Here is a 24,981-nt window from a genome sequence, read left to right as displayed (position 1 = left end):
AGAAAATAGGTGATGCCCGTGTTCATTGACCAATTAAAAAATGACTTACATCAATCTCAACCGTTATTTATTGGAGAAGAAACAGCGTTCAAAGCTGCAGTCCTTGTCCCTTTGGTGCAAGTAAACGGAGAATGGCATATTTTATTTGAGGTGCGATCGCTCATCATGAGAAAACAGCCGGGAGATATTAGCTTCCCAGGTGGCAAACTCGACGGCAGCGAAACAGGACAGGAAGCTGCATTGCGAGAAACACATGAAGAGCTGGGCATTCCGCCAGAATCGGTGGAGATTCTTGGACAGCTTAGTCCTTACATTGCGTCTCCATCCTTCGTGGTCTACCCATATGTCGGGATCATTGATGAACAAAAAGTGAAACACTCCTTCAATCAAGAAGAAGTAGAAGAGACCTTTACTGTGCCTCTATCATGGCTAAGTCAATATGAGCCGTACCTACATCATGTATCCGTTCAGCCAACTCCTGCTGAGGATTTCCCTTATGAAAAAATCATGAATGGTGAGAAGTACCGCTGGGGAAGCCGTTCGATAGAGGAATGGTTTTATGATTATGAAAACTACACCATTTGGGGATTAACAGCCCGCATATTAAAGCATTTTGTGACCGTTGCAAAAAGAAATTCCTAGAGATTCGCTCTCTAGGAATTTGTTGTTTTCAGCCGTTCTTTCGCTGTTTGTTTTCCTTTACCAATTGGAATAGGCGCTCTCGCTTGGCTCAGTCCATAGGAAGGCATATTCACATAGACAGATTCATACGAGCCGACTTGAATTTGATAGGTTTCATGATAAATACCCACTGCGTCATTGTTCTGAGCCCTCTGATGGAAGTTCTTCCAAGCCGCCAAATGTTTTTCCATCTTCGCATAAGCCAGAAGGTCATCTGTTGATTTCCAATATTGGATCATCGCTGTCGTACGTAAGCCAAAGTAATTCTCAGTCCCGAGGAAACCAAGCTCATCTTGATGGGTATACAGCTCTCTGATCATGCCAGGCATCGCCATGAACACAGGCATCCATTGATGAACCGCCCAGCGTTTGTTGATCCGCATGCCGATAATAAACACAACAATCGAGTCAGAATTCTCTGTTGTAAACCTGCCAGCACGTATGTCTTTTTTCATTCATTTACCCTTCCTTCTTCATCAAATGGGATGTTTCCACGCACCAATCAATTCCTGCTTGAGCCACTCTTTTTCCGTAATCTAAAGTAAACAGCCAATACTTCGCATCTGCTTCATCTGGATAAAGCTCTTGAATGTTTTCTTCAATGGAAACATAGGTCTCATAACGGATACGAAGCTGTCTTTCATAATCCTGTAGAAGCACCAGCTTTTTCTCAATCGAAAGATATTGACCGAAGAATAACTTTAATAACACTTCATTTCGTTCTGTTGGTAACTGATCAAGAGGCTTTGCCAGCCACTCTCTTAACGTCTTCAGCCCTTTTTCAGTCAGGTGATATTCCCGCTTGTCGGAGCGACCTGACGAAGAAGCAGGTGAAACCTCAGCAAGACCTTCCTCGACTATTAACTTTAAAGCTGGATAAATTTGTCCATAACTAATTTTCCAAAAATGATGCAAGCTTGTATCAATTAATTGCTTCACTTCGTACCCAGACTTACAATCTGTCGTTAAAATACCTAAAATCGCATACGTCGTATCATTGTATTTTTTCATATCAGCACACCTATCTAAAAGATATATCATTTAGATATATAATAATTGATATTCAGTGGAAAATACAAGCAGGTTTTAAAATTTTATAAAGGAGGTGATGAGATAACAGATTTTGTTCATTGTGTTTTGACATGATAATGGAGAAAAAATACACATGTTAACAGAGGAGGTACGTATGAGCAAATTGAAAATGTGGATCGTGTCTATCCTAACAGTGCTAGTCATTGGTGGAGGCAGCTGGACAGCATATCAAGCAATTGCACAAAAAAATTCATTGAACCATTCCTATGCATTTGCGTATAAAACGAAAGATAGAATGAGCTGGTTTAAGGTATCTGAGAGTAAAGGGAAAGTAACGGGGCATTTGAATGAAAAGTATGTAGAAGAAGTGAGATGGGATCCGCATATCTATAAAAAACAATTTGTCTTATCCGGCAGTTCAAAAGAAAACGGGTATGAATTCAAAGTCACACAAGGTAAAGAAACGATCGTATACGAAGTTCATTTTTCAGGTAAAGACCTTTCAGTGAAAAAACAAGGCGAAAAGAAAAGCACGATTTATAAGGCAATCAATCAAAGAAAGCTAGATAAATATCATAAAGATATTCAAAAACGATATGATTATCTATTCGATACCGCGGAAAATAGGTTTTATGATAGTATGAGAAACTTCAAGGAGAAAGTGGCGAAGATCTATGGTTTTCTCTATACGGCAAAGGACAAACAACTATTTTTACAGGTGAAAACGATGCATATTGAGCTTGGATGGACCGGCTCCCTTCTAATAACAACTGTTCCTGAAAAAGAGTGTAAGCCTTATAAAGAAATGAGATTAGAAGTTTCGGGTGAAACGGATGGAAGAAATTTTTTTATGGGCTATGAGCCCTCAATTGAAGATGGAATCATTCAAGGTTCCACTGATCGAGATGTAAAATCAATCAAACTTCCATTTAAAATGACAGGCGGTACCGTAGAGTTAAAAGCGGTCACGAAAAAGGAATATCAAAAACAAGCGAATGCTTTCAAAAAGCAGGCGGAAGAAAGAAAAAAATAGATGGTGGAAACCAGATGAGTAAACTTATCTGGTTTTTTATCATGGAGATAGTTCTTATTGATGATAAAAGGATATCGATGTATAAACAAGCGAGAAAGATTGTTTCAATTAAATTAAAGAAAATCAATTTAGGTATATAGACCTTAATAAATTTCAAAAAAATAAATGTTGACGCTTTCATATAATCGATATATACTAAAAACAAATCCAATATAAATAAATTAGACATGTGACTGGTCATGCAGGCAGGATCTAAAAACGATGAGTTTCTTTAATTTGTCGTTTTAGGTCCTTTTTTTATTGCCAAAATATAGGTCTCATGTATGAGAAAAGGGGGAGAAACAATGGATTACACACAGGTTGCCAAAGACGTTTTAAAGCATGTTGGTGGTAAAGAAAACATTGCGCATCTTGAGCACTGTTCCACAAGACTTCGCTTCACACTAATTGATCAGAAAAAAGCAGATGTACCAGCACTAGAAAAAACACCAGGTGTCATAGCTGTCAGAATGTCAGGACAATGCCAAGTGGTGATTGGGAATGACGTGATTGAAGTGTATCAAGAGGTAACAAGACTAATGGGCAGCAGCTCATCGGGGCAAGTCGTGCCATCTAATCAGCCAAAAGAAAAAAGAAAAATAGGCACAGTTCTGTTAGATTTCATTGTCGGTGTCTTCCAGCCGCTTGTTCCAGCTATCGCAGGCGGAGGGATTTTAAAATCATTTCTTCTCCTTTTCTCTCTATTAGGCTGGATGGATGCAAAGGGTCAAACCTATCAAATATTGAACATGGTAGGGGACGCACCTCTTTACTTCCTGCCTTTACTAGTCGCTGTAACGACGGCGAATAAACTAAAGGTAAACCCATTGGTCGCATTATCAGCAGTCGGTGCGCTTCTTCTTCCGAACATGACGGCTATGCTTACTGAAGGTGCGCAATTGCTGTCATTCGACGTAAAAAATATAGCTTATGCGTATCAAGTGTTCCCAGCAATCCTTTCTGTATTGCTGTACGCTCAAATGGAAAAATTCTTTACACGATTTTCACCAAAACCAATTCGGATTTTCTTTGTTCCAATGATGTCATTAGTCATTACTGTACCAGTTACATTACTTCTATTAGGACCGATTGGTTTTACAGCAGGACAAGGTTTTTCATCCATCATTCTTGCAATGTTTAATACAGTAGGATGGGTAGCTGTCGCGATTTTAGCAGCAGTCCTTCCATTCATGGTCGCATCAGGTATGCACAAAGCGATGGTCCCTTATGCAGTCACAACGATGGGTACCCTTGGGAAAGAAGCACTTTATTTGCCAGCATCACTTGCGCATAATATTGCGGAAAGTGGAGCGTGTTTCGCTGTAGCACTACGCACAAAAGACAAGGTACTCAGATCAACAGCCATTTCGGCAGGGATTTCAGCATTTTTTGGTATCACAGAGCCTGCTTTGTATGGTGTGACACTTCAAAATAAGCGAGTCCTTGGAAGTGTCATGATTGGTTCGTTTGTTGGCGGGATCTTCATTGGATTAGTTGGTATACAAGCCTTTGTACTTGTTGGCCCTGGATTAGCAAGTATGTCGATGTTTATATCAGATGAGCTCCCACGAAATCTAATGTTTGCTGTCATTGGAGCAGTCATTTCCTTTATTGTCGCCTTTATCGCTGCTTTTGTATTAGGTAAGGATAAAACAGTAGAAGAAAAGACAAATGATCAAGCGGCATTTGCTGAACAAATTGGAGCAGGTGAAACATTCAAAAGTCCTGTGATTGGTCAAATGATCTCTCTATCTGAAGTAAAAGATGATATTTTCTCTTCAAAGGTCATGGGAGACGGAATTGCCATTGTCCCTTCAGAAGGAGCGCTTTACGCACCAGTAGATGGTGAGGTGACCATGCTGTTCGAAACAAATCATGCACTTGGTATGAAAACGGACCAAGGGGTTGAAGTACTATTCCACATTGGCATTGATACCGTTCAACTGCAAGGACAGTATTTTCATCCAAAAGTGCAGGCAGGAGAACGTGTTCAAGCAGGAGATTTACTGATTGAATTTGATGTAGAAAAAATCATAGCTGCAGGTTATGATCCAGTTACACTTGCTGTCATCACAAATACAGATCAATATGATATAAAGGTACAGCCATTACAAGAGGTCAATCGTCAAGATACATTGATGGTTGTCACACAATTAGGAGGCTAAACATATGACAACAATTAAAGGTTTTCCAAAAGGGTTTTTATGGGGCGGCGCAATTGCCGCCAACCAGGCAGAAGGCGCCTGGAATATAGATGGAAAGGGACCATCAGTTGCAGATATTGCAATGTATCGTTCCAATTTAAGTGTAGAAGATTATGAAGGACATCTTGTTGTGACTTCTGAAAATATAGAACGTGCAATAAAAGACCCAGATGATAAAAAGTACCCTAAACGCAGAGGGGTTGATTTCTATCATCACTATAAAGAGGATTTGGCTCTATTTGCTGAAATGGGCTTTAAAACACTTCGCATTTCTATTGCGTGGAGTCGGATCTTCCCTACTGGAGAAGAAGCTGAACCAAATGAAAAAGGGCTGCAATTCTATGATCGTGTATTTGCCGAAATGAAAAAACTCAATATAGAACCGATTGTGACACTCTCTCATTATGAAATGCCTTTAGCCCTTAGTGTGAAATATAATGGCTGGGTGGAAAGAAAAGTGGTCGATCTCTTTGTGAAGTTCGCCAATGTTTGTTTCGAACGTTATCAACATGATGTGAAATATTGGCTCACCTTTAATGAAATTGATAGTATTCACCGCCACTCATTTATTACAGCAGGAATTATTCCTGATCGTTGCCCAGAAGGTAAAGTAGAAGAGACGGTGTATCAAGCGCTTCATCATCAATTTGTTGCATCTGCTCTTGTAACAGCTGATTGCCATCGTATTATTCCAGGCAGCCAGGTTGGGTGTATGCTGACAAAATTGACAACGTATCCGCATACGTGTCACCCGAATGATGTGGAACAAGCCTTAAAACAAAACTTAGAAAACTATTTCTATGCAGATGTTCAGGTGTTTGGCGAATATCCGCCACTGATTACACGGATGCTTGAGAGAAAAAATATTCATATTCAAATGGAAGCAGATGATCTCAACATTCTAAAAGAAAACACAGTCGATTTCATCTCATTTAGCTACTATATGTCTTTAACTGAATCAGCTCAAGAAGGGTTAGAACAGACAGAAGGAAATACGATTCGAGGAGTCAAAAACCCTTATCTGCCTTCAACTGACTGGGGCTGGCAAATTGATCCGGTTGGTCTGAAAATTTCTTTAATCGAACTGTATGATCGCTATCAAAAACCTCTTATCATTGTCGAAAATGGAATGGGTGCAAAGGATAAAGTTGAAAGTGATGGCTCTATCCATGACGACTATCGGATTAACTATTTTAAAGAGCATTTCCGTCAGATGAGAGAAGCGATTGAAGAGGGCGTCGATCTCTTTGGATATACGAGTTGGGGCTCCATTGATATTATTAGTGCAGGTACATCACAAATGTCAAAACGCTATGGCTTTATTCACGTAGATCAAGATGATGATGGGAACGGAACATTAAAACGATCTCGAAAAGACTCATTTTATTGGTACCAAAAAGTCATTGAGACAAATGGTGAAGCGCTTGATTGAACACCACAATCATGAAAACAGGTGATGACGATGTTTAAAATCAAAAAAGTTTTAAACTCGAGTGTGGTCCTGGCTGAAGATCAGAACCAACAGGAGATGGTTTTGTTTGGCCGTGGGATTGGCTATGGACAGAAACCGGGTCAAATGATAGAAGAGAAAAAAGCGGACCAAGTCTTTATGTCAGTCGATAACATGAGAGCAAAAGAATTTCTTCAATTGTTAGATTCTATGCCTCAAGAGTTTATCGATTTAACTCAGCGCATCGTCCAATATGCAGAAAAACGGTTAAATTCAAATCTAAATTCAGGCGTTTATTTTACCTTAATGGATCATTTGAATTTTGCTGTTGAACGACATAAAAAGAATATTAATATTACGAATCGCGTGTACTGGGAAATCAAAAATTACTATACTGAAGAATTTGAAGTAGGGAAGTACGCTCTTGAGTTAGTAAATGATACATTGGGCATACAATTACCAAAAGAAGAAGCTGCCAATATCGCCTTTCACCTAATCAATGCATTAGGTGAAGAATCCGATTCAAAAGATAGCATGAAATATGCCAAAATGATCGGGAGCATTGTCAATCTTGTGCGCTATACATTGAATATGAAAATGGACCAAGAGAATATTCATTACAGTCGGTTCATTACACATGTGAAGTTCTTTGTAGAGAGGTTGTATGCAAATAAATTACTGTCGGATCAAGAAAATGAGTTGTTTGAACAAATTGCACACTTGTATCCTCAGGCGATGGATGTTGCTTTTAAAATCAAAGATTATATTAAACAGGTGCATAGTATCGTCATTCCTAATGATGAGCTTACTTATCTTGCGGTACATATACACCGCCTCATATCTTATCAGCAATTAAAATAATGGTGGAACCACTTGCCTTGTGATCAGGCAAGTGGTTCTTTGCTGTGATCAATTTTTATATTAAGTTCCGATAGGTCGTTCTGTTGTGCCAGGATTCGTCTCATTTAACGAATTGAAAGACACTGTTTGTCCGAAAACAACGATGGTTAAAGCAAGGATCAATAAACTCATTTTTTTCATTAGAATTCCTCCATTCAAATATAGGATGGTTCATGTGATAGGCTTCCTTCAAAAAGAGATAGGCTTGATGAATGGCACCTAAATCTTCAAAGTGTTTTGCAGCTAGTGCACTTAATTCACAGGCACCTTCAGCATCCTTTAATTCTTTTAGAATGCTGATTTCCTCGAAACAGGCTTGAGCTTTTTGAGACATATCCTCAGTAAAATATAGATGGTAAAGCAAATTCATTTTTGCTGTATAGATGGGGCATTTCTCTGATTCGTGTTTTTGGTTGACCAATTCGAAGTAATAGAGAGCTTGTGTTCTTTCATCAATAGAGAGCAGCTCTTTGACTAACATAAACATGGTGTGATGGAAATAGCACGATGAGAGGTAGTTTTCATCACTTAGAGCCTTTTCTAGAGCATCGATACATTTTTTCGATTCTCCAGCTTCGGCATACAGAATACTGATATTATGAAAAAGCTGTGAAGTTAGAAAATGATCATTTAGATTGTCAGCGATGTGTAATGCTTTTTTGTAGTAGTTTTCTGCTCTTGTGAAGTCGCCAATATCCATATAATTTGCAGCGGCGATGACAATGGCTGTCGCTAATCTTCTTTCATATCCTTCATGACTTTTGAAAATATCTATAGCATTCTGAATATAGTGAAGAGAAATTAGGCTTTGACGAAGTAGCATATATAAGTTTGCGATTTTCGTATGGAATTCAGCTACTTCTATTTCATCCGGAATGTTTTGCAGTTTTTTCTCGGCAATTTTAAACAGTCCAATGGCTGATGCATAGTCTCTGTTATATGAAGCGTAAAGGGCTTTGTATAGGTAAAAATAGTATTCAATTAAGTCGTTTGTTTTAGAGGGGCAATCTAACTCTGTCTGTTCATTCAGTTTTTTACCTCTTCGTTCATATATCATGAGTTTATACTTGCCTTCTAGCAATGAATAATAAGTCAATACCTCCTGATTCTCTTCCATTTCTTGAAGCAATTGCTTTAATTCTGTGTACATTGCGTTAGCACTTTGTACATCATGTTTGCGAATCGCAATTCGCCAATCATTTAAACGGTTCCCCACCTGTTCAGCAGAAATGATAGCCATGAAATTTCACCTCTTTAAGATCCTTTCACCTGTTTCACTAAAAAACGATATCACAATTTTTGGAAGAATATAATCATTTCTGTGAGGTGATTGCCAAGAGGTAATAAAAAGGACCTATGGTCATGTGATGTACGAAATTGTAATGGTGATTGAATGTTTATACAAATGATTAAAATCTTTTTTTAATCGTCTAAAAAAGAAATATATACAATGGATTTTATGATTATGATCAAAAATATCACTGGTATATTACAAATAAAGAGATTTTAGTTAATAGGTGGGTAAGTTGGAAGGTCGATCTATTAAAGAAAATCAGTTATGATGATGCTAGATCAAATTTGGAATAGAAACGGATAGAAGCAGACAAAAATTAGTCTGTTGGAAAGGATGTTGATATGAAAAAAAGATTTAAAAACTTAGATTGGCAAATCACAGTGATTATGGCGACGCTGTTACTTGTTTTAGTGACTCTGTATATGTCAAAGAGATACTTTTATAGCAAAGAAATCGAATTGCTGACAGAATCTTGTCAACAAGTAGGCGGCAAAATCATACTAGAGACTAATAGTATGTTTATGGATTATTCATTTGAGTGCCAGGAAAAGTAAAACAGGCAGAAAGGCTGCCTGTTTTATTCCAACTTAAAACCCTAAATCTTGAAGCCATTGATTTAATCTGGTCTCCCGTTTCTCGGCAGTTGACTCATCATCATGTCTCCCTAAATGTAAGCTAGCCGTTATTTCTCCGTCATTCATAAACATGATTCTTTCAGAACGAAGAGCAACCTTTGGGTCATGTGTGACAAGCAGTAGTGTCGCTCCTTCAGAATGGATTTTCGAAAATATATTCATCACTTCCTTCGTTGCATGGGAGTTAAGAGCACCTGTTGGTTCATCAGCGAAAAGAATGTCTGGTTCATTCATAAGTGCTCGACAGATAGAGGCTCTTTGAAGCTGACCTCCTGATACTTCTGACAAATATCTATCTGCTAAATGATCAATATCAAGTTTCTCCATTAAATATCTAGCTCGCTCATTCACTTCTTTTCTTGGCTTTTTCTTTGTTAAGTAAGCTGCAGCAATGATGTTATCAAATAGAGTAAGATTTTTTAGTAAGTGGCTGTGTTGAAAGACAAATCCCATATCTGTTAAACGCAGAGCAGTTAACTGTTTATCTGTCATTTCTGATAATAAACTGCCTTTATATTTGATCTCTCCTGTTGAGGCTGATTCTATCCCGCTAAGCTGATAAAGCAAGGAGGTTTTCCCGCATCCGGAAGGTCCCATAATGGTCACAAATTCCCCAGGATTTATCGATAAATAGATATCTTTAAGAATGATTTGTTTCTGTCCTTTTAAAGAATCAATTTGCAAAGACAATCGCTTTGTTTCAATCAAGTGTTCCATGTGAAACATCTCCTTATGAAAGTGTATGACGTGTAGTTTGACTAGTAAAAAACGTCTTCAATAACGAAGCAGTTAAAGCTAAGCTGACAATCAATAGTGTGATTGGGTACACAACTGACACCCATTGTGGTGCTAGCCACTGTAGGCTTGATGCCCCTAAGGATGCGCCACCTACACTCATTAAAGCTGGCCCAATCGTGTGGACAGCGATCGTGCCAATAAATGTGCCCAAAGAGATAACGACTATAAAACTTGTGATATATTGTACTGTTACATCTTTTTTAGAAAATCCAATCGTTCGTAATAAATGGTTTCGGCTTGAATCTTTTGCTTTTAACATGTGCAGAAACATGAATAACATCAAACTGGCGGTTCCAAAAGCAGCTAATGTAGACAAAAATGCAACGACTTTTACTAAAGATGCTGTGCTGCCGATTGTTTGATGAACGTATTCTTTCATATCTGTCACTTTTGCAGGAGATATCTCTTTTTCAAATACTGTCTTTTTCTTCGCAATTTCTACTCCTTGGTTTAGTTGGATTTGAATAGTTTTCCAAAGAGTTGTTTGAGGAAATGGTTGTGATATTGCTTTTGCTGTTTTCCCGCCGTTGGTGACATCCTGATAAATGCCAGTCACAGTTTTTTGAATTTCCTGCCCGTTTGTTACGAGAGTAATTTTTTCTCCAACCTTTTTCTGAAGTGAATCTGAGCTGAGCACTGATAAGGCAATTTCTTTATTCTTTAAAGGCTGTCGCCCTTGTAAATAGGTGAGAGGAAATGCTGAGAGATTACCTGTTTCTAAATAGAGTGTTTCTAATGAATTCTCCTTTGATTTTGCCTGAAGAGAAGTTGTTTCATATATGGCTAATGCATGAATATCTCGATCTTCACGGATCATTGATTCTATTTTATTAGTATTTTCCTCTAGATGATTTCCTTGTCGTATATCAATTCGAAGGTCACTTTGACCAGAGCCAAGATATGTGATGAAATCCGGCGATTGTAAGGTGTACCATAGCTGAATAGGCAGCAGCATCAAAAATGTACAAAGGGCCATAATACAAGTAATCGTTGTGTACAACTTCTTTCGTGATAACAGATCTTTTAAACCAATCCAAATATTGACTGATATGAACCTGTTTTTCTTGAGATGCAAGGGTATTTGTTTTTTATCATTCGTTGAAATGACGCTACCTTGAAGTGCTTGAGCGGCTGATACTCGACCAAACTTTCTTAGGACAGTATAGCTGCAAGAAATGATGATCATTGCCATCACAATAGAAACACAAAGCGGGATGAACCAATAAGTAAAAGAAGGCTGATTCCCCATGTATCGCTGAATATTGGCTGTAAACATATCACCAAATATAAGAGTTAACCCATATCCTGCTATACACCCTATACCAGCAAGGAAGGCATACTTTCCAACGTATAATTGCTTGATTTTTGTTAAAGGAATCCCAAGCACCTTCAATATTCCAATTTCACGTTCGTCCTCTTCTATAGAAGCCGTCATAGCAAGATGAAGAGAGAGAAGAGCTATACCGATGAGCAGCATGCAAACAAGTAGGAGAATGGCAATCACCATTCCATCTGTCAATGCGTTCAGCATACGCAACAAAGGTAATGTGACAGCTGGACCTTGTTGTGGAAGCTGTGATGACTGGTAGATTGCTTGAAAGGCATCTGCCTGCGCGGCATCATGCAGTAAAAATTCAATTAAATATTCCTTTTTATGAAACACTTGATTCATTGCGTCCCAATCCTTGTGATGAAGAAGGAATCTTTTCGAACTAACAAGACTGGGGTTCATTTGTGCATCTCGCAAGAATGCTTTAATACGGAAAGAGAATTGATTAGACCCTTTCCCAATCAGTAACGTTTCTCCTATTTTGAGATGATATCTTTGCTGAAAATAGATAGGGACAGCCACTTCACCTTTACTGACAGTGAGCTTTTGATTTTGTTCATTTAAAAGAAAATCAAAATAACGATTTTGTTTCACAAATAAATGATCCATCACACCTGCTTTGGCGGGTTCGTTTCCGAACTTGATATTTGCATGTTCAATTGGAATCATTGGGACGATTTGATGTGCTTTTACCATGGACTGCTTGCTTGAAAATGCCTCAATATCTTTTTCCTTTAGGCTGCCGTCATGCATTTGGACAAAGTCTGGTGCCTTGGCTGAATGGAGCAAATTAGAAATGGAACCATTCAGTTGTAATGTCATTTGAGCGGCGGTTGTTGCTAGAAATGATGTCATCATAATGCATATGGTTAAACCGATGGAAATGAGACGGTGGCGGGTTAAGTCCTTCTTTATAAACGTCAGTCTCATGAGGCTGATTCTCCTTCATGTTGCAGCATATTTTTTGTTAAATAGGCAAGGGCAAACATGAAAGTACTGACTATTAGTACTGTCACATACATGTTTGCTGAAAACGTATTGAACAAGAATCCATACATCAATTGACCAAGCGGGGCAGCACATTGAGAAACCATTGTCAGATTGGCCATCACTTTTCCTAATTGACTATTTGGCGTTTTCTTTTGAACATGTGAAATCACAACGATTGAAATCATTGTAAGAAGCATAGCAATCGGAAGACATCCTGCTAGAAAGAGAAAATAAGCTGGATAAGTGCCAAATTGAAGAGCTGTATTGGATGTAGAGAATGCCACAGGTAGCAAGATGATCGCGATGACGATCAGCCAGCGATATAAAGTAGGGATGCGCCAATGCTTTGCTACAAGTCCAACTAGCAGAGCTCCTGCGATGACAGCGAACTCAATCAAGCCCATGCCTACACCATACATGATGTCACTGCTTTTCATTGTGACCCTTAAAATGATTGGACCACCTACGATAAAAAAGGGCGTGAGGATGAAATTTAACATTGCAGCAAGCAACATGGCTCTTTTTAAAAATGGCTGACTGCCAATATAGGAAAATCCCTGTTTCATATCTTTTACAAGCACTTTGCCCATAGTTTCCGTTAGGGGGCTAGGTGAGAAGGATATGTTTAACCGTAAAAGCATGCATGCTGATAGAAAAAACACGATGGCACTGGCACCTATAATGGATTGACTTCCAATCAGTCCGTACAGAACCCCGCCGATAATAGGAGCGAGAACACCTGAAAGTGCCTGCACGCCATTGACGATCCCGTTTGCTTGTTCTAATTGTTCCTGTTTTACTAACTGTGGAATGCTGGACATCACAGCGGGAGCATAGAACGTACTCATCACACCAAGAAGCACCATGACCGCTCCGATCATAAAGAGTGAATCATTGCCTGAGAATAACCAAAAATAAAAAGCCAGAATCATGATGCCGGTGAGAACATCAAATAAAATCATCAAGTTCCTTCTGTTAAACCGGTCAGCGATTGCGCCTGCTAAGGGGGAAAGAAGGAGCGGGACATTGGATAAAGCGAACAGTAAGGCATATAAGTCAACACGCTGAGTCATATCCAGCACGTGTAAAGATAGAACAAACCGAATTAAGGAAGACCCAAAAACGGAAATAATCTGTCCAAGCACGAGGTAAATAAAGTGGGTTGAACCTCTTTTAGATAATAAAGCCATGGGTATCACTCTCCTTCTAGACCGACCGTCAGTCTATAGTGTATGCAGGATTGGTATTGAAGTGACCAATCACTGATTATGTTCATCAAGTTCTCCAGATAAACGTTTCAGAAGAAAGGAGAAGCTCCCCTTTTCTGCATGTAATGAGGATTCGAGGATATCGATAAAAGCTAGCGCGCGCTGCATACTCTCTTCGGCTGTCCATTGAAAAAGGCCCTCATCAAATATGACCTGTGCAGAAGCAAGAAGGAATTCCACCGTTTCTTGCGGGTACTTTGTTTTGAATGTCCCTTCTTCCACCCCTTGCTGAATGACATCAGCTAAAACGGGTGATAGTTCTTTAATCGCTTTGATTAAGCTTTTTTGGTGCATCTCAGCATTAGAAGGCTGATGGAATTGTTCAATCATGCCCTGTTTATTGCTTCCTTGCTGAGGCGATTGCGCCATGATAATGCGAAATAGTTTGTCGACGACTGGAAGGTCTGGCTCAGCCGCAATACGCTTCGCCACGATGATATCTGCTTTGATAATCCTGTCAATAATGGCATCCATCACTTCTTCTTTGGATGAAAAGTAATAATAAAAAGTGCCTTTTGCAATGCCAACAGCTTTCAGAATGTCGATAATCGTTGTTTGCTGATAGCCTTTGGTAGAAAAAAGCTCTTCGGCTGCGTTTAAGATGTCATTTTTACGTTCTTCAGGATGTTTAACTGTTCTCATAAAGCCATCCTTTCTTTTGACTAGACTGTCGGTCGGTCTCTTGATTTGATTAAACACTTTTCAATGTATATTTGTCAATGCCTCATTTTTAAACACTTTGCATTTATTGTGCAATGACACTATGATACATTGAATGAAAATACCTTCAGGAGAGATGCCTCATGCAATTTTTAACCACTGAATTGGCACAAGAAATGGTTGAACGTACGATGCGTATTTTAGATAAAAACATCAATGTGATGAATGCGGATGGTGTCATCATTGGTTCTGGTGAACGAAACAGGATTGGTCAGAAACATGATGGTGCACGACTTGTTCTGACAAGCGGGGACAGTGTGGAAATTGACCACGAGGCGTCCTTACACTTAGAAGGAGTGAGACCAGGAATCAATTTGCCTATTTGCTTCCGTGAACAAGTAGTTGGTGTGATTGGCATTACTGGTGAGCCAGAGGACATTCGGCATCATGCCGAGCTGGTGAAAATGGCGGCTGAGCTGGTGTTAGAGCAGTCTTTTCTGCTTGAACGAGTTCAGTGGCGGCAGCGAATAGAGAGTGAAATTGTCAATCAGTTAATTTCTGATTCGGACGTTGGTGATCATCAGCTAAAGAACCGAGCTGCATGGCTGGGAATGGATTTAGATAAACGCCGAATGGCCATCATTTTTCAGCCAGTTCCATCCTCAGAAGACGCTGTGCATAAAATGATTCATGCGATTCAATACGATAAGAATGTGGATGATTTGCTTGGCATGACCTTTCGTCATGAATTGGTTCTTTTAAGGCAGCCGATTTCTGATCATTTTTTAAAGCATGTGGTTGGGCAGCTGCAAAGAACAATGGAAAAAGCAGTAGGAGGCCAGGTGCTGGTGGGGATAGGGACTGTCGCCGCCGACATAAGCCAGCTGTCATTGTCCTTTGAGCACGCAAGAGATTCCTTGAGGTTGGGGAAGGCTCTTGATCCGAAGGAAAGTATTTATTTTTTTGAATCTTATCAGCTGGAAAGGCTATTGATTACTGCAGGAGCTGTTGAAGAAAACAGTAGTTGGGTTGACTTTTACAAGCCAATAATACAAGAAGCGGAGCTTGCCCACACATTAAGAATTTACATTGAAGAAGGCGGTGATTTACAAAGAATTGTTGATCGTTTATTTATTCACAGGAATACATTGCGATATCGTTTAGATAAAATACAAGCTTTGACCGGAAAAGATCCCCGTCATGTGAAACAGTTGATGGAGCTTTATATGGCGCAGTTGATGAGTCAACTATCTTAATTGTGCATATGCACAATTGAATAAAGGAATAAATGAAAAAAGTTCATCTAGATTCACAACCCGATCCCAGTTAGTAAACGCTTACAATTAAAGAAAGACATTTTGGGGGGATCGAAAATGAGTGGAGATGTGACAGTAAGTACACTAGGAGCCATGACGGCACTTGTGGTTGCGATTGTTCTTATTCTAAAAAAAGTATCACCTGCATATGGCATGCTGGCAGGTGCTTTCATAGGCGGCTTGGTAGGCGGTGTAGATATTGTTCAGACCGTCAACGTCATGATGGAAGGCGCTAAGGATATGATTCCAGCTGTCCTCAGAATTATGGCGGCAGGTGTACTGGCTGGCGTTTTAATTGAGTCGGGTGCAGCTTTATCTATCGCCGAGGCGATCGTGAAGAAGCTTGGAGAGGCGAGGGCGTTATTAGCACTTGCACTGGCAACCATGATTTTAACAACAGTGGGTGTTTTTGTAGATGTAGCTGTTATCACGGTAGCGCCTATCGCACTTGCCATTGCGAAACGGGCAAAGCTGTCAAAAACGGGGATTTTACTCGCCATGATTGGAGGCGGGAAGGCAGGGAATATCATGTCACCGAATCCAAATGCCATTGCCGCTTCTGATGCTTTTGGTGTACCGCTTACTTCAATGATGGCTGCGGGTGTCATTCCGGCTGTGTTTGGATTGGCTGTTACATATGTGTTAGCTAAAAAGCTTGCAAAAAAAGGGACACCTGTTCTTGAAGAGGAAACCGCGTTAAGCAAAGTTGAAGTGCCAGCTTTTTTTCAAGCACTTGCGGGTCCGCTTGTCACCATTTTATTGTTGGCTTTAAGACCGCTTTTTCAAATCAATATAGACCCAATGATCGCCTTACCGATCGGAGGCATTATAGGCGCTCTTTTCATGAAAAAAGGGAAGTTTCTCAATGATTATGCGATGTCAGGGCTTCATAAAATGTCGGGTGTAGCGATTATGTTATTAGGGACAGGCACACTAGCAGGAATTGTATCAAATTCTTCCTTAAAAGATGTGTTTATTCAAGCACTCGATGCTTCGGGATTACCACCGTATTTACTTGCACCAGCTTCAGGGATATTTATGTCAGCCGCCACTGCTTCGACAACAGCAGGAACGGCGGTAGCGAGTGGCGTATTTAGCGGTACACTCATTGGGCTTGGTGTATCGGCTCTTTCAGGAGCAGCCATGATTCATGCTGGTGCAACTGTGCTTGATCATATGCCGCATGGGAGCTTTTTTCATGCAACAGCAGGAAGTGTTCAAATGGACATCAAAGAGCGGTTGAAACTCATGCCTTTTGAATCGTTAATTGGTTTGACATTAACTGTCGTATCGACCATTATTTTCGGCGTTTTTCAGTTGTTTGGCTGATGACATTTGATAAGAAACGAGGGGCTTTAGGATGAAAATTGTGATTGCACCAGATTCATTTAAAGAAAGTTTATCTGCATATGAGGTAGCATGTGCCATCGAACGAGGATTTCATGCGATTTTGCCAGACGCTGAATATATTAAACTTCCCATGGCAGATGGAGGAGAGGGAACTGTTCAATCACTAGTTGATGCGACCGGCGGGTACATGATCAATCAAGTAGTCACAGGCCCGCTTGGTGACCCTGTCGATGCCTTTTTTGGCATGTTAGGAGACGGTGAGACGGCCGTTATAGAGATGGCCGCAGCCTCTGGGTTACACCTTGTTCCGCAAGAAAAACGCAATCCGTTACTTACGACATCGAAAGGAACTGGGGAATTAATGCTTGCGGCACTAGATCAAGGAGCAAAGCATGTCATCATTGGGCTTGGCGGAAGTGCAACAAATGATGGCGGCGTTGGGATGATGCAAGGATTAGGTGCGGCTTTTCTTGATCAAGCAGGACAGGAGCTATCGCCAGGCGGTGGAGCCCTTCATCAACTAGCTTCTATTGATCTATCTGGACTTGACCCAAGACTGCAATCCGTTCGGCTGGAGGCAGCCTGTGATGTGGATAATCCTTTAACAGGTAAGAGAGGAGCGTCTGTCGTATTTGGTCCTCAAAAAGGTGCAGATGAAGAAATGGTTCAAGTGTTAGACAAGAATTTAGCTCATTTTGCTCACATAGCAGAAAAGCAGTTTACTGTATCCTTTGAAGATGCAGCGGGGGCAGGAGCGGCAGGAGGACTTGGTGCGAGTTTATTAGGCTTTTTACACGCCGATTTGCAAAGAGGAATTGACATTGTGCTGAAGGCTGTTCAGTTTGATGATGTCATCAAGGAGGCAGACCTAGTCATTACTGGGGAAGGACGAATTGACCAGCAGACCATTTATGGAAAAACCCCAATCGGTGTAGCCAAAGCAGCAAAGCAGTATCACCTGCCTGTGATTGGTATCGCGGGCTCCCTCTCAAAAGACAGTGCTGTCGTACATGAGCATGGCATTGATGCACTTTTTAGTATCGTTCCAGGTGTAACTTCTCTTTCTGAGGCAATGAGAGATGGGGCTATTCATGTAGAAAGAACCGCTCGAAATATTGCGGCTGCTATATCAATTGGAAGAAATAAGTAAACGATGAAAAATGTTTCCTTTTCTATCACATTATTTCTATAGAAATGTGGTAAAATTGTATGAAATGCTATAGAAAGTTGGAGGAAACACAAATGTCTAATCTACCAAATTGTCCTTCATGCAGTTCAACGTATACTTATGAGGATGGCAGTCTGCTGGTTTGTCCTGAATGTGCGCATGAATGGTCACTTGAACAAGAACAAGCGGCAGAGGAGCAGCTTGTGGTCAAAGATGCGAATGGAAATCTATTAAGTGATGGGGATACGGTCACTGTCATTAAAGATTTAAAAGTAAAAGGCTCTTCTTCCGTTTTAAAAATAGGAACGAAGGTCAAAGGCATTCGTTTAGTGGAAGGCGATCATAACATTGATTGTAAAATTCCTAGCTTTGGGGCAATGAAGTTAAAATCAGAGTTTGTGAAAAAGGTATAATAACGAAAGGAGGCTGTCAGTAGAGGCCTCTTTTTCATTTCTTTATTTATAGGTGAAAGGAATAATCTTAAAAAAAATTCCATACATATATACCTGTTGAAAAAGGTTCATTTTAAAAAAATCAAGCCTCTTTTCACATAAAAGATTGTTGTTTTCTTAACCCTACCTTAAAAAAGGCAGAGGATTCTCTAAATTTTCCCTAATCCCCTTCACAACTTTTGGGCATTGCTGTACCATATGGAAGTGTTCTTCTATTTTTAACGGATCATGGTGTTTATCAGGGAATAAGATGATAGATGATACTTAGACAAAGAAGGAGAGGTAACGTGACGAACGTTTTAGAACTGCATAATGTATCTAGGCATATTCACGGGAAAAAGATCGTTCAAGACTTGAGCTTTTCTGTCCAAGCGGGCGAAGTCTTTGGCTTCTTAGGACCAAACGGCGCAGGGAAAACAACAACCATTCGTATGATGGTCGGTCTTTCTCCAATTACATCTGGTGACATTCTGATTAATGGCCATAGTATTCAATCCTCATATCAGCATGCCATCCAAGATGTTGGTGCCATTATTGAAAACCCAGAAATGTATAATCATTTAACGGCAAGACAAAATCTTGTTCACTTTGCCAGAATGAATGGGAAAGTGGATGAAGGGCGAATTGATGAGCTGCTAGAGCTGGTCAGCTTACAGCACGTGAAACATAAGCGTGTCCGAACGTTTTCATTAGGCATGAAGCAGCGTTTAGGCATTGCGCAAGCACTTATACATAGACCGAAACTACTGATATTAGATGAGCCGACCAATGGACTTGATCCAGAGGGAATTCGCATGATACGAGATTACTTGAGAAGGCTTGCAAAGGAAGAAGGGCTAGCTGTCATTGTTTCAAGTCACCTCATGTCAGAAATGGAACTGATGTGTGATCGTTTTGCGATTATCCAAAAAGGAAAGCTGATTGCGATTGAGGATCAGCGTGCAGAGACGAATCAAGACGATTTGGTCAATTACCGAATGAAGGTCGCATCTGGTGAGCTGGCAGAAGCGCAGAAGCTCATCGGCGCATTTGAGGAAGGCACGACTGTAAGAGAAGAGGAGCAGTATTTATTCTTCTCCTTGCCAGAAGAGAAAATGCCGGAATTGATTCGTCATTTGAGCGGCGCGTCCATTCATTTGTACGAAATCAAAATAGAAAAACAAACCTTAGAAGATAAGTTCTTAAGCTTAACAGGTAAAAAGGAGGCAGACGTATGATACGCCTCATTCAAAACGAGTGGATGAAGATCAGTTATCGTGTTGGAACTTGGATTATGGTTGGACTTCTTGTTTTAGGTATGATCGCCACGCTGATCTTTGTAGTGAAAACAAATGACAAAGATCAAGCTTCAGGTGATTGGAAAACCCAGCTAGAAATGATGAATACGGAGAACAAGAAAGAGCTCAAAGAGACAGAGAATGGTTTCTTTAAAAGAAGCCTTGAAAAAGAGATCGCTATTAATGATTATCGAATCAAGCATAACTTGCCGCCAGCTGATCAGTTTAGCCACAGTGTATGGGATTATGTGAAAACAAACGCCAATTTACTTCAGCTAGTAGGTGTGTTTGTGATCATTATTGCTTCCACTATTGTGTCGGCTGAATACAAGCATGGTACAATCAAATTATTATTGATTCGTCCACCATCAAGGCTAAAGATCCTAATATCTAAATATATTACAGTACAGCTGTATGCTCTTTTACTTGTTGTGGTGCTATTTATCTTGTCCTTCATATTGGGTGCTATTTTCTTTGGACTTAGCACTGATTATGTGAATTTGGTGTATCACAATGGTGAAGTGATTGAACGTTCGCAGTTTGCAAATATGATCTATTATTATCTTGCTCATTGTGCAATGTTTGTCGTTTTGGGAACCCTTTCGTTCGCCATTTCTACAGTATTTAGAAGCGAAGCTATCTCCATTGCCATTAGTGTGTTAGCTTATATTGTGGGTGGATCAGTTACAGGTATTTTAATGCTCTTCTTTGATTGGTCAAAATATTTGTTATTTGCAAACGATCCATCCCAATACTTTATGGAACAGGTTACTCTTATCGAAGGTATGTCTCTAGGATTCTCATTAATCGTCCTAGTCATCTATTGGGCTATTTTCTTAGCCATTGCCTTAATTGTCTTCCAAAAACGAGAAGTGAAAACAGGCAGTTAAATTTTAAAAATTTTTAGGAGGTTTACACATGATTAGTCGTAAAGGTGAAAAAATTATGGGGATTATTAGTATTGTCCTCAATGCCATTGGTGTTGGATTTGGAGCATTAATCCTCTCGGTAGGTCCATCATTTTATAATGAAATTAATGAAGTGCTACAAGAGGAAGGCGAAACATTACCGATTGAAACGCTTCAAGCTTCAGTTAATGCATTTGGTACGCAGTTTATGGTCGTTTCTGGAATTGCAGCAGTGCTATCGATTGTCGGTGTTATTCTCTTGAAAACAGACCGCCGTGCCGTGATTTCAGGTGTTCTTTTCTTGGTGTCTGCTGTGACTCTTTTAATTGGAACAATCGGTCTTGCATTCGCTCCAATGGTTCTATTGTTTATCATTGGATTAATGTCTCTTATTAGAAAGCCGAATACAGACATTCACACAAGTGAATATCCTTCATAATACAAAGAAAAAGACATGCGTCGTTGTACGCATGTCTTTCTTTTTTTAAATGATACCGATTAGCATCGCCACGAACAGAAGGATAATACTGAATCCCCACATCCAAAAGAAGGAGTAGCGGATATGCTTCCCCATATCCACCCCTGCCAGGCCTACAGCGAGCCAAACAGCAGGCGCAAGCGGACTGACAAAGGTTCCGATAATATTCCCAATCATCATGGCATATGCCGCTGAAGTACCAGATACGCCAACCTCAGATGTAATGGATTCAACAATTGGCAGAAGGGCGTAATAATAGGCGTCTGTACTAGTCAGCATATCGAGCGGTACCCCAAGCATCCCGACAATAATATGTAAAAATGGCAGTAAGAAAGCTGGTAAAATGTGAATACTGTCGACCGCAATGGCTTTCAGCATCCCTGTACCTTCAAGAATTCCTAAAAATGAACCTGCGGAGAAAATAACAGCCGCCATCATCAGTGCACTAGGTGCGTGCGCCTTGATTCTTTCCATCTGTAAATTTACATTCGGAAAGTTAATCAACAGTGCTAGTGACAGGCCAATCATAAACATATAACTAGCAGGAATTACGTTTAACACGAGAAGTACCACAACACAGACAAATAGAATAAGGTTCACCCAGATGAGATGATAACGCTTTAAAGAAGCGTCACCTGTTTCGCTAATAGACTGAATGGCACGATCCCAATCGGCGCCTTCTAGTTGAACAGCAGCTACTTCGTTTGCAGCAATTTTCACCCGAATTCGTTTTTCTTCCCTCTTTCCTAAAAAGAACGCCATTCCTAACACGAGCACCACCCCAATGAGCTGGATCGGAATAAGCGGCACCCAGAGTTCAGATGGATCCATATTCAAGACGCTTGCTGCCCGTCCAGTCGGACCAGCCCAAGGAATCATATTGGTTAATCCAGCACTCGTCCCAATTAATAACAGCAGCAAGTAAGGACTCATATGTAATTTTTTATAAAGCGGCAGCAGTGCAGGTACAGTTAATAAAAAGGTTGTAGCCCCTGCTCCATCTAAGTGAGCAATGATCCCAATTAAAGCAGTTCCCATTGCAACTGTGACAACATTTCCTTTTGTCAGCTTAATTAATGCTTTAATTACAGGTTCAAAGAACCCTGTATCTTGTAAAATGCCGAAAAATAAAATGGCGAAGATAAACATGGTCGCCACCGGCAATACTTTGATAATTCCTTCTTCAAAAAAGGTTTGAATGTCATTTATCCCAAATCCCGCAATCAGTGCCCCGATTAATGGCACCATGACCATGGCGACAATTGGACTTGCTTTCCCCCAAATCAGCAATACAACAATCGTTAAAATAATCAACAATCCAACAAGCGTTAACATAAGACCCTCCCCCTACAATAAACCGTTTACATTTGTTTGCTCTTTTTATCACAATGCAGTTCCACAGCTGCATTGAAAAAAAGGGTATCAAAAATATGAGCATTAGGCAACCGCTTTCATACCTATACAATGGTAAAAAAGGATGGTGAATCCATTCATGGTGCGGTATCAAACATGTCAAAAAATTTAGATAAAATATAACGCTTCAAATACATTTCTATTAATAAATATAATTATACAGGTATTTAGGATCAATAAAAAAGAAGCGTCCAATGAATGAACACTTCTTTTAAATTATTTTTTCAAGATGACGTACTCGTAAGGGTCAAGCTGAAGCTTCTCTGGCACCTGCTCGGCAGCCAGCATATTTTCATAGTTTTCCGCTGAATCTAGTGATATGTTCTGCTGCTCTTCTGTAAAATTCATCATAAACACATATTCCTGAGTGCCATCTGTTCGTTTTTGTACACTGACTCCCTCTGGAATCACCGCTGATAGGACGGGCTGTATCTCCATTTCTGCGATGAGTTCCTCGTAAAACTCATCATAAAAAATCTGCTCATTTTCGGAAGCCATATAGTATGCTTTTCCATCTCCAAAAGGATGGACAGTCAGGGCTGGCTGTCCTTCGTAGCAGCCGTTCTCAAAATGTCCTAACACAGAGGCCGTTTCAGGATGAATGGATTCGCAATATTGCCCGACATGGTAGGTGCGTCCATTTCCTGTGGTCATTAATACATGTTCATCTGGCATCAATGTGTTGATTTCCTCAGCCCAAATGCCAAGTACATGGCGGAGAGGACCGGGGAAACCGCCGAGGAAACAGAGGTCGTTTTCATCGACCATGCCGCTCCAGTACGTTGCCACAAAAATGCCGCCCTCTTTGACAAATGCTTCGATCTTTTCTGCCACGCCTGGTTTGATCATGTAGAGCATTGGACCAACGAGCACACGATAGGATGAGAAATCCTTTTCCATGCCGACAATGTCAACAGGAATGCCTTTTTTCCAAAAGCTTCGATAGTGAGTTTGACAAGCCTCTACATAGCGTTTGTTTGTATTATTTAAGCCTTGTGCATCATCAATGGCCCAGTGGTTTTCCCAATCGTATATGATGGCGACTTCTGGTTGAACGGATGTCCCCGCGATGGGTTGCAGCTGCTCCAGCTGTTTCCCTAGATCAGCGACCTCTTGAAACACTCGCGTATGTTCATGTCCGGAATGATCGACTACCGCGCCATGGAATTTCTCAGAGGCACCTCGACCCTGTCTCCACTGGAAATAAAGCACTGAGTCTGATCCGTGGGCAATCGCCTGCATAGCAGACAGATGAGCCATTCCTTGATGTTTGACTTTATTCACATCATGCCAATTCACGAGGCTAGGCGTGCTTTCCATCACGAGAAATGGCTGACCGTCCTTTAATGAACGATATAAGTCGTGAACGAAGGCAACGTTTGACGCTAATTCAGCGGTTGTTTCCCTGCCGCTATGCCATGCTGGATAGCTATCCCATGAAATTACGTCGACCTCTTTTGCAAATTGATGATAATCCAGTCCAAGAAATGGGCGCATATGCGGGTAGTCGCCCATAAAGTTGGTGGTCACTGGAATATGGGGTGTCAATTCCCGCAGCGGTTCAATTTCATTTTGATAAAAATTGATCGTTTGCGCTGTGACAAAGCGTTTCCAATCTAGGTTCATCCCGTGAATCATGTGCTCCCCGTGCGGTGCAGGTGACTCGATTTGTGACCAATCACTATACGTGTGGCTCCAAAATCCTGTCCACCATGCTTGATTCAAAGCTTCAAGGTCATGATTGTACTTGTCTTTCAAAAAGTCTCGAAATGCTTCCTGGCAGAGATCACAATGACATTCGCCACCGTACTCATTCGAAATGTGCCACATGATCAGTGCTGGGTGATCCTTGTAGCGTTCAGCGAGCAAACGATTGAGTGTATTCGTTTTTTCTCGATAAACCGTTGAGGTGAAGCAATGATTATGGCGAAGTCCATGTAAGTTACGCTGACGGTTCGCTTCGACGCGCAATACCTCTGGATATGCTTGCGAGAGCCATGCAGGTCGTGCCCCGCTTGGCGTTGCAAGAATGGCGTGTGCCCCCTGTGCTGCCAAGCGGTCCATGATGTCATCCAGCCATGTAAAATCATATTGACCTTCTTTTGGCTCTAGCTTACTCCATGCGAAAATGTTGATGGAGAATGTTTGACAATGTGCAAGCTTCATTAATCGAAAATCTTCGTCAATGATCTCCGGCATATGAAGCCATTGATCTGGATTATAATCGCCACCATGCAAAAAGCCTTTCACATTGGGGTGAACGAGTGGGTAACGCTTTCCCATTTTGTCACGTCCTATCCTTTTA

Annotated in this window: 21 protein-coding genes; 12 read left to right on the top strand and 9 right to left on the bottom strand. The window is 40.5% G+C overall.

Annotated elements, in window-relative coordinates; translation table 11 throughout:
- The first annotated feature begins 18 nt into the window (after nt 1-18).
- A complete protein-coding gene (locus MHB79_RS18445; RefSeq protein ID WP_340990485.1) occupies nt 19-642 on the top strand; it encodes an NUDIX hydrolase in 624 nt (207 codons plus the stop codon).
- Between the two features lie 11 nt (nt 643-653).
- On the opposite strand, the gene MHB79_RS18440 is transcribed toward MHB79_RS18445, so the two are convergent.
- Both MHB79_RS18440 and MHB79_RS18435 read right to left on the bottom strand, forming a co-directional pair.
- Nucleotides 654-1,136, bottom strand: coding sequence for a DUF4188 domain-containing protein (locus MHB79_RS18440; RefSeq protein ID WP_340990483.1), 483 nt, complete (start codon nt 1,134-1,136; stop codon nt 654-656).
- A gap of 4 nt (nt 1,137-1,140) precedes the next feature.
- The gene (locus tag MHB79_RS18435) at nt 1,141-1,692 is read right to left on the bottom strand and encodes a PadR family transcriptional regulator (RefSeq protein WP_340990481.1); all 552 of its coding nucleotides are present in this window, start codon (nt 1,690-1,692) and stop codon (nt 1,141-1,143) included.
- Nucleotides 1,693-1,867: 175 nt separating this feature from the next.
- Here MHB79_RS18435 and MHB79_RS18430 point away from each other — a divergent pair, with 175 nt between their 5' ends.
- From MHB79_RS18430 to licT, 4 genes are all read left to right on the top strand, one after another.
- The gene (locus tag MHB79_RS18430; RefSeq protein ID WP_113387515.1) at nt 1,868-2,746 is read left to right on the top strand and encodes a hypothetical protein; all 879 of its coding nucleotides are present in this window, start codon (nt 1,868-1,870) and stop codon (nt 2,744-2,746) included.
- Between the two features lie 344 nt (nt 2,747-3,090).
- A complete protein-coding gene (locus MHB79_RS18425; protein WP_212045754.1) occupies nt 3,091-4,950 on the top strand; it encodes a beta-glucoside-specific PTS transporter subunit IIABC in 1,860 nt (619 codons plus the stop codon).
- 4 nt (nt 4,951-4,954) lie between these two features.
- A complete protein-coding gene (locus MHB79_RS18420; protein WP_339206394.1) occupies nt 4,955-6,421 on the top strand; it encodes a glycoside hydrolase family 1 protein in 1,467 nt (488 codons plus the stop codon).
- Nucleotides 6,422-6,451: 30 nt separating this feature from the next.
- The gene (gene licT / locus MHB79_RS18415) at nt 6,452-7,300 is read left to right on the top strand and encodes a BglG family transcription antiterminator LicT (RefSeq protein ID WP_137054136.1); all 849 of its coding nucleotides are present in this window, start codon (nt 6,452-6,454) and stop codon (nt 7,298-7,300) included.
- A gap of 100 nt (nt 7,301-7,400) precedes the next feature.
- Here the strand turns inward: licT and MHB79_RS18410 are convergent, their stop codons facing one another.
- The 5 genes from MHB79_RS18410 to MHB79_RS18390 form a co-directional block, all read right to left on the bottom strand.
- A complete protein-coding gene (locus MHB79_RS18410; protein ID WP_226804505.1) occupies nt 7,401-8,579 on the bottom strand; it encodes a Rap family tetratricopeptide repeat protein in 1,179 nt (392 codons plus the stop codon).
- 641 nt (nt 8,580-9,220) lie between these two features.
- A complete protein-coding gene (locus tag MHB79_RS18405; protein ID WP_340990476.1) occupies nt 9,221-9,985 on the bottom strand; it encodes an ABC transporter ATP-binding protein in 765 nt (254 codons plus the stop codon).
- Nucleotides 9,986-9,998: 13 nt separating this feature from the next.
- Complete coding sequence (locus MHB79_RS18400) at nt 9,999-12,326, bottom strand: ABC transporter permease (RefSeq protein WP_340990474.1); 2,328 nt, start codon at nt 12,324-12,326, stop codon at nt 9,999-10,001.
- Nucleotides 12,323-13,576, bottom strand: coding sequence for an MFS transporter (locus tag MHB79_RS18395; RefSeq protein ID WP_340990471.1), 1,254 nt, complete (start codon nt 13,574-13,576; stop codon nt 12,323-12,325). Before MHB79_RS18395 ends, MHB79_RS18400 begins: the two co-directional genes overlap by 4 nt.
- A gap of 69 nt (nt 13,577-13,645) precedes the next feature.
- The gene (locus tag MHB79_RS18390) at nt 13,646-14,296 is read right to left on the bottom strand and encodes a TetR/AcrR family transcriptional regulator (protein ID WP_050944607.1); all 651 of its coding nucleotides are present in this window, start codon (nt 14,294-14,296) and stop codon (nt 13,646-13,648) included.
- Nucleotides 14,297-14,457: 161 nt separating this feature from the next.
- On the opposite strand from MHB79_RS18390, the gene MHB79_RS18385 reads away from it, so the two are divergent.
- The 7 genes from MHB79_RS18385 to MHB79_RS18355 all read left to right on the top strand — a co-directional run bounded on the left by MHB79_RS18385 (nt 14,458) and on the right by MHB79_RS18355 (nt 21,224).
- Nucleotides 14,458-15,570: a CdaR family transcriptional regulator gene (locus tag MHB79_RS18385; protein ID WP_335365490.1), complete on the top strand. Its 1,113-nt coding sequence runs from the start codon at nt 14,458-14,460 to the stop codon at nt 15,568-15,570.
- Nucleotides 15,571-15,687: 117 nt separating this feature from the next.
- Nucleotides 15,688-16,959, top strand: a complete 1,272-nt coding sequence (locus MHB79_RS18380) for a GntP family permease (RefSeq protein ID WP_106032022.1) — start codon at nt 15,688-15,690, stop codon at nt 16,957-16,959.
- Between the two features lie 31 nt (nt 16,960-16,990).
- Complete coding sequence (locus MHB79_RS18375) at nt 16,991-18,130, top strand: glycerate kinase (protein ID WP_335365489.1); 1,140 nt, start codon at nt 16,991-16,993, stop codon at nt 18,128-18,130.
- Between the two features lie 92 nt (nt 18,131-18,222).
- On the top strand, nt 18,223-18,561 hold the full coding sequence (locus MHB79_RS18370) for a zinc ribbon domain-containing protein YjdM (protein ID WP_003215145.1): 339 nt from the start codon (nt 18,223-18,225) through the stop codon (nt 18,559-18,561).
- Between the two features lie 326 nt (nt 18,562-18,887).
- Entirely contained in the window at nt 18,888-19,817 is a 930-nt protein-coding gene (locus MHB79_RS18365; protein WP_080984767.1) for an ABC transporter ATP-binding protein, read from the top strand.
- On the top strand, nt 19,814-20,767 hold the full coding sequence (locus MHB79_RS18360) for an ABC transporter permease (RefSeq protein ID WP_310026387.1): 954 nt from the start codon (nt 19,814-19,816) through the stop codon (nt 20,765-20,767). Before MHB79_RS18365 ends, MHB79_RS18360 begins: the two co-directional genes overlap by 4 nt.
- Before the next feature lie 28 nt (nt 20,768-20,795).
- Nucleotides 20,796-21,224, top strand: coding sequence for a DUF4064 domain-containing protein (locus MHB79_RS18355; protein ID WP_003214965.1), 429 nt, complete (start codon nt 20,796-20,798; stop codon nt 21,222-21,224).
- Nucleotides 21,225-21,269: 45 nt separating this feature from the next.
- Here the strand turns inward: MHB79_RS18355 and MHB79_RS18350 are convergent, their stop codons facing one another.
- Nucleotides 21,270-22,598 (bottom strand): CitMHS family transporter, encoded by a 1,329-nt coding sequence (locus tag MHB79_RS18350; protein WP_003214912.1) that lies wholly within the window; start codon nt 22,596-22,598, stop codon nt 21,270-21,272.
- Nucleotides 22,599-22,892: 294 nt separating this feature from the next.
- On the bottom strand, nt 22,893-24,959 hold the full coding sequence (locus tag MHB79_RS18345) for a beta-galactosidase (protein WP_340990467.1): 2,067 nt from the start codon (nt 24,957-24,959) through the stop codon (nt 22,893-22,895).
- Between the last annotated feature and the right edge of the window lie 22 nt (nt 24,960-24,981).

This window comes from Bacillus sp. FSL M7-0558, assembly GCF_038003245.1.
GTDB lineage: Bacteria > Bacillota > Bacilli > Bacillales > Bacillaceae > Bacillus > Bacillus pumilus.
This window is presented reverse-complemented; position numbering and strand designations above follow the sequence as displayed.

Excerpts from the sequence above, each read along its gene's own strand:
- MHB79_RS18425 (WP_212045754.1), top strand. The coding sequence starts at position 3,091 with ATGGATTACACACAGGTTGCCAAAGACGTTTTAAAGCATGTTGGTGGT.
- MHB79_RS18405 (WP_340990476.1), bottom strand. The coding sequence starts at position 9,985 with ATGGAACACTTGATTGAAACAAAGCGATTGTCTTTGCAAATTGATTCT.
- MHB79_RS18345 (WP_340990467.1), bottom strand. The coding sequence starts at position 24,959 with ATGGGAAAGCGTTACCCACTCGTTCACCCCAATGTGAAAGGCTTTTTG.
- MHB79_RS18395 (WP_340990471.1), bottom strand. The coding sequence starts at position 13,576 with ATGGCTTTATTATCTAAAAGAGGTTCAACCCACTTTATTTACCTCGTG.
- MHB79_RS18380 (WP_106032022.1), top strand. The coding sequence starts at position 15,688 with ATGAGTGGAGATGTGACAGTAAGTACACTAGGAGCCATGACGGCACTT.
- MHB79_RS18410 (WP_226804505.1), bottom strand. The coding sequence starts at position 8,579 with ATGGCTATCATTTCTGCTGAACAGGTGGGGAACCGTTTAAATGATTGG.
- MHB79_RS18430 (WP_113387515.1), top strand. The coding sequence starts at position 1,868 with ATGAGCAAATTGAAAATGTGGATCGTGTCTATCCTAACAGTGCTAGTC.
- licT (WP_137054136.1), top strand. The coding sequence starts at position 6,452 with ATGTTTAAAATCAAAAAAGTTTTAAACTCGAGTGTGGTCCTGGCTGAA.
- MHB79_RS18355 (WP_003214965.1), top strand. The coding sequence starts at position 20,796 with ATGATTAGTCGTAAAGGTGAAAAAATTATGGGGATTATTAGTATTGTC.
- MHB79_RS18390 (WP_050944607.1), bottom strand. The coding sequence starts at position 14,296 with ATGAGAACAGTTAAACATCCTGAAGAACGTAAAAATGACATCTTAAAC.
- MHB79_RS18375 (WP_335365489.1), top strand. The coding sequence starts at position 16,991 with ATGAAAATTGTGATTGCACCAGATTCATTTAAAGAAAGTTTATCTGCA.
- MHB79_RS18440 (WP_340990483.1), bottom strand. The coding sequence starts at position 1,136 with ATGAAAAAAGACATACGTGCTGGCAGGTTTACAACAGAGAATTCTGAC.
- MHB79_RS18385 (WP_335365490.1), top strand. The coding sequence starts at position 14,458 with ATGCAATTTTTAACCACTGAATTGGCACAAGAAATGGTTGAACGTACG.
- MHB79_RS18360 (WP_310026387.1), top strand. The coding sequence starts at position 19,814 with ATGATACGCCTCATTCAAAACGAGTGGATGAAGATCAGTTATCGTGTT.
- MHB79_RS18420 (WP_339206394.1), top strand. The coding sequence starts at position 4,955 with ATGACAACAATTAAAGGTTTTCCAAAAGGGTTTTTATGGGGCGGCGCA.
- MHB79_RS18400 (WP_340990474.1), bottom strand. The coding sequence starts at position 12,326 with ATGAGACTGACGTTTATAAAGAAGGACTTAACCCGCCACCGTCTCATT.
- MHB79_RS18435 (WP_340990481.1), bottom strand. The coding sequence starts at position 1,692 with ATGAAAAAATACAATGATACGACGTATGCGATTTTAGGTATTTTAACG.
- MHB79_RS18370 (WP_003215145.1), top strand. The coding sequence starts at position 18,223 with ATGTCTAATCTACCAAATTGTCCTTCATGCAGTTCAACGTATACTTAT.
- MHB79_RS18350 (WP_003214912.1), bottom strand. The coding sequence starts at position 22,598 with ATGTTAACGCTTGTTGGATTGTTGATTATTTTAACGATTGTTGTATTG.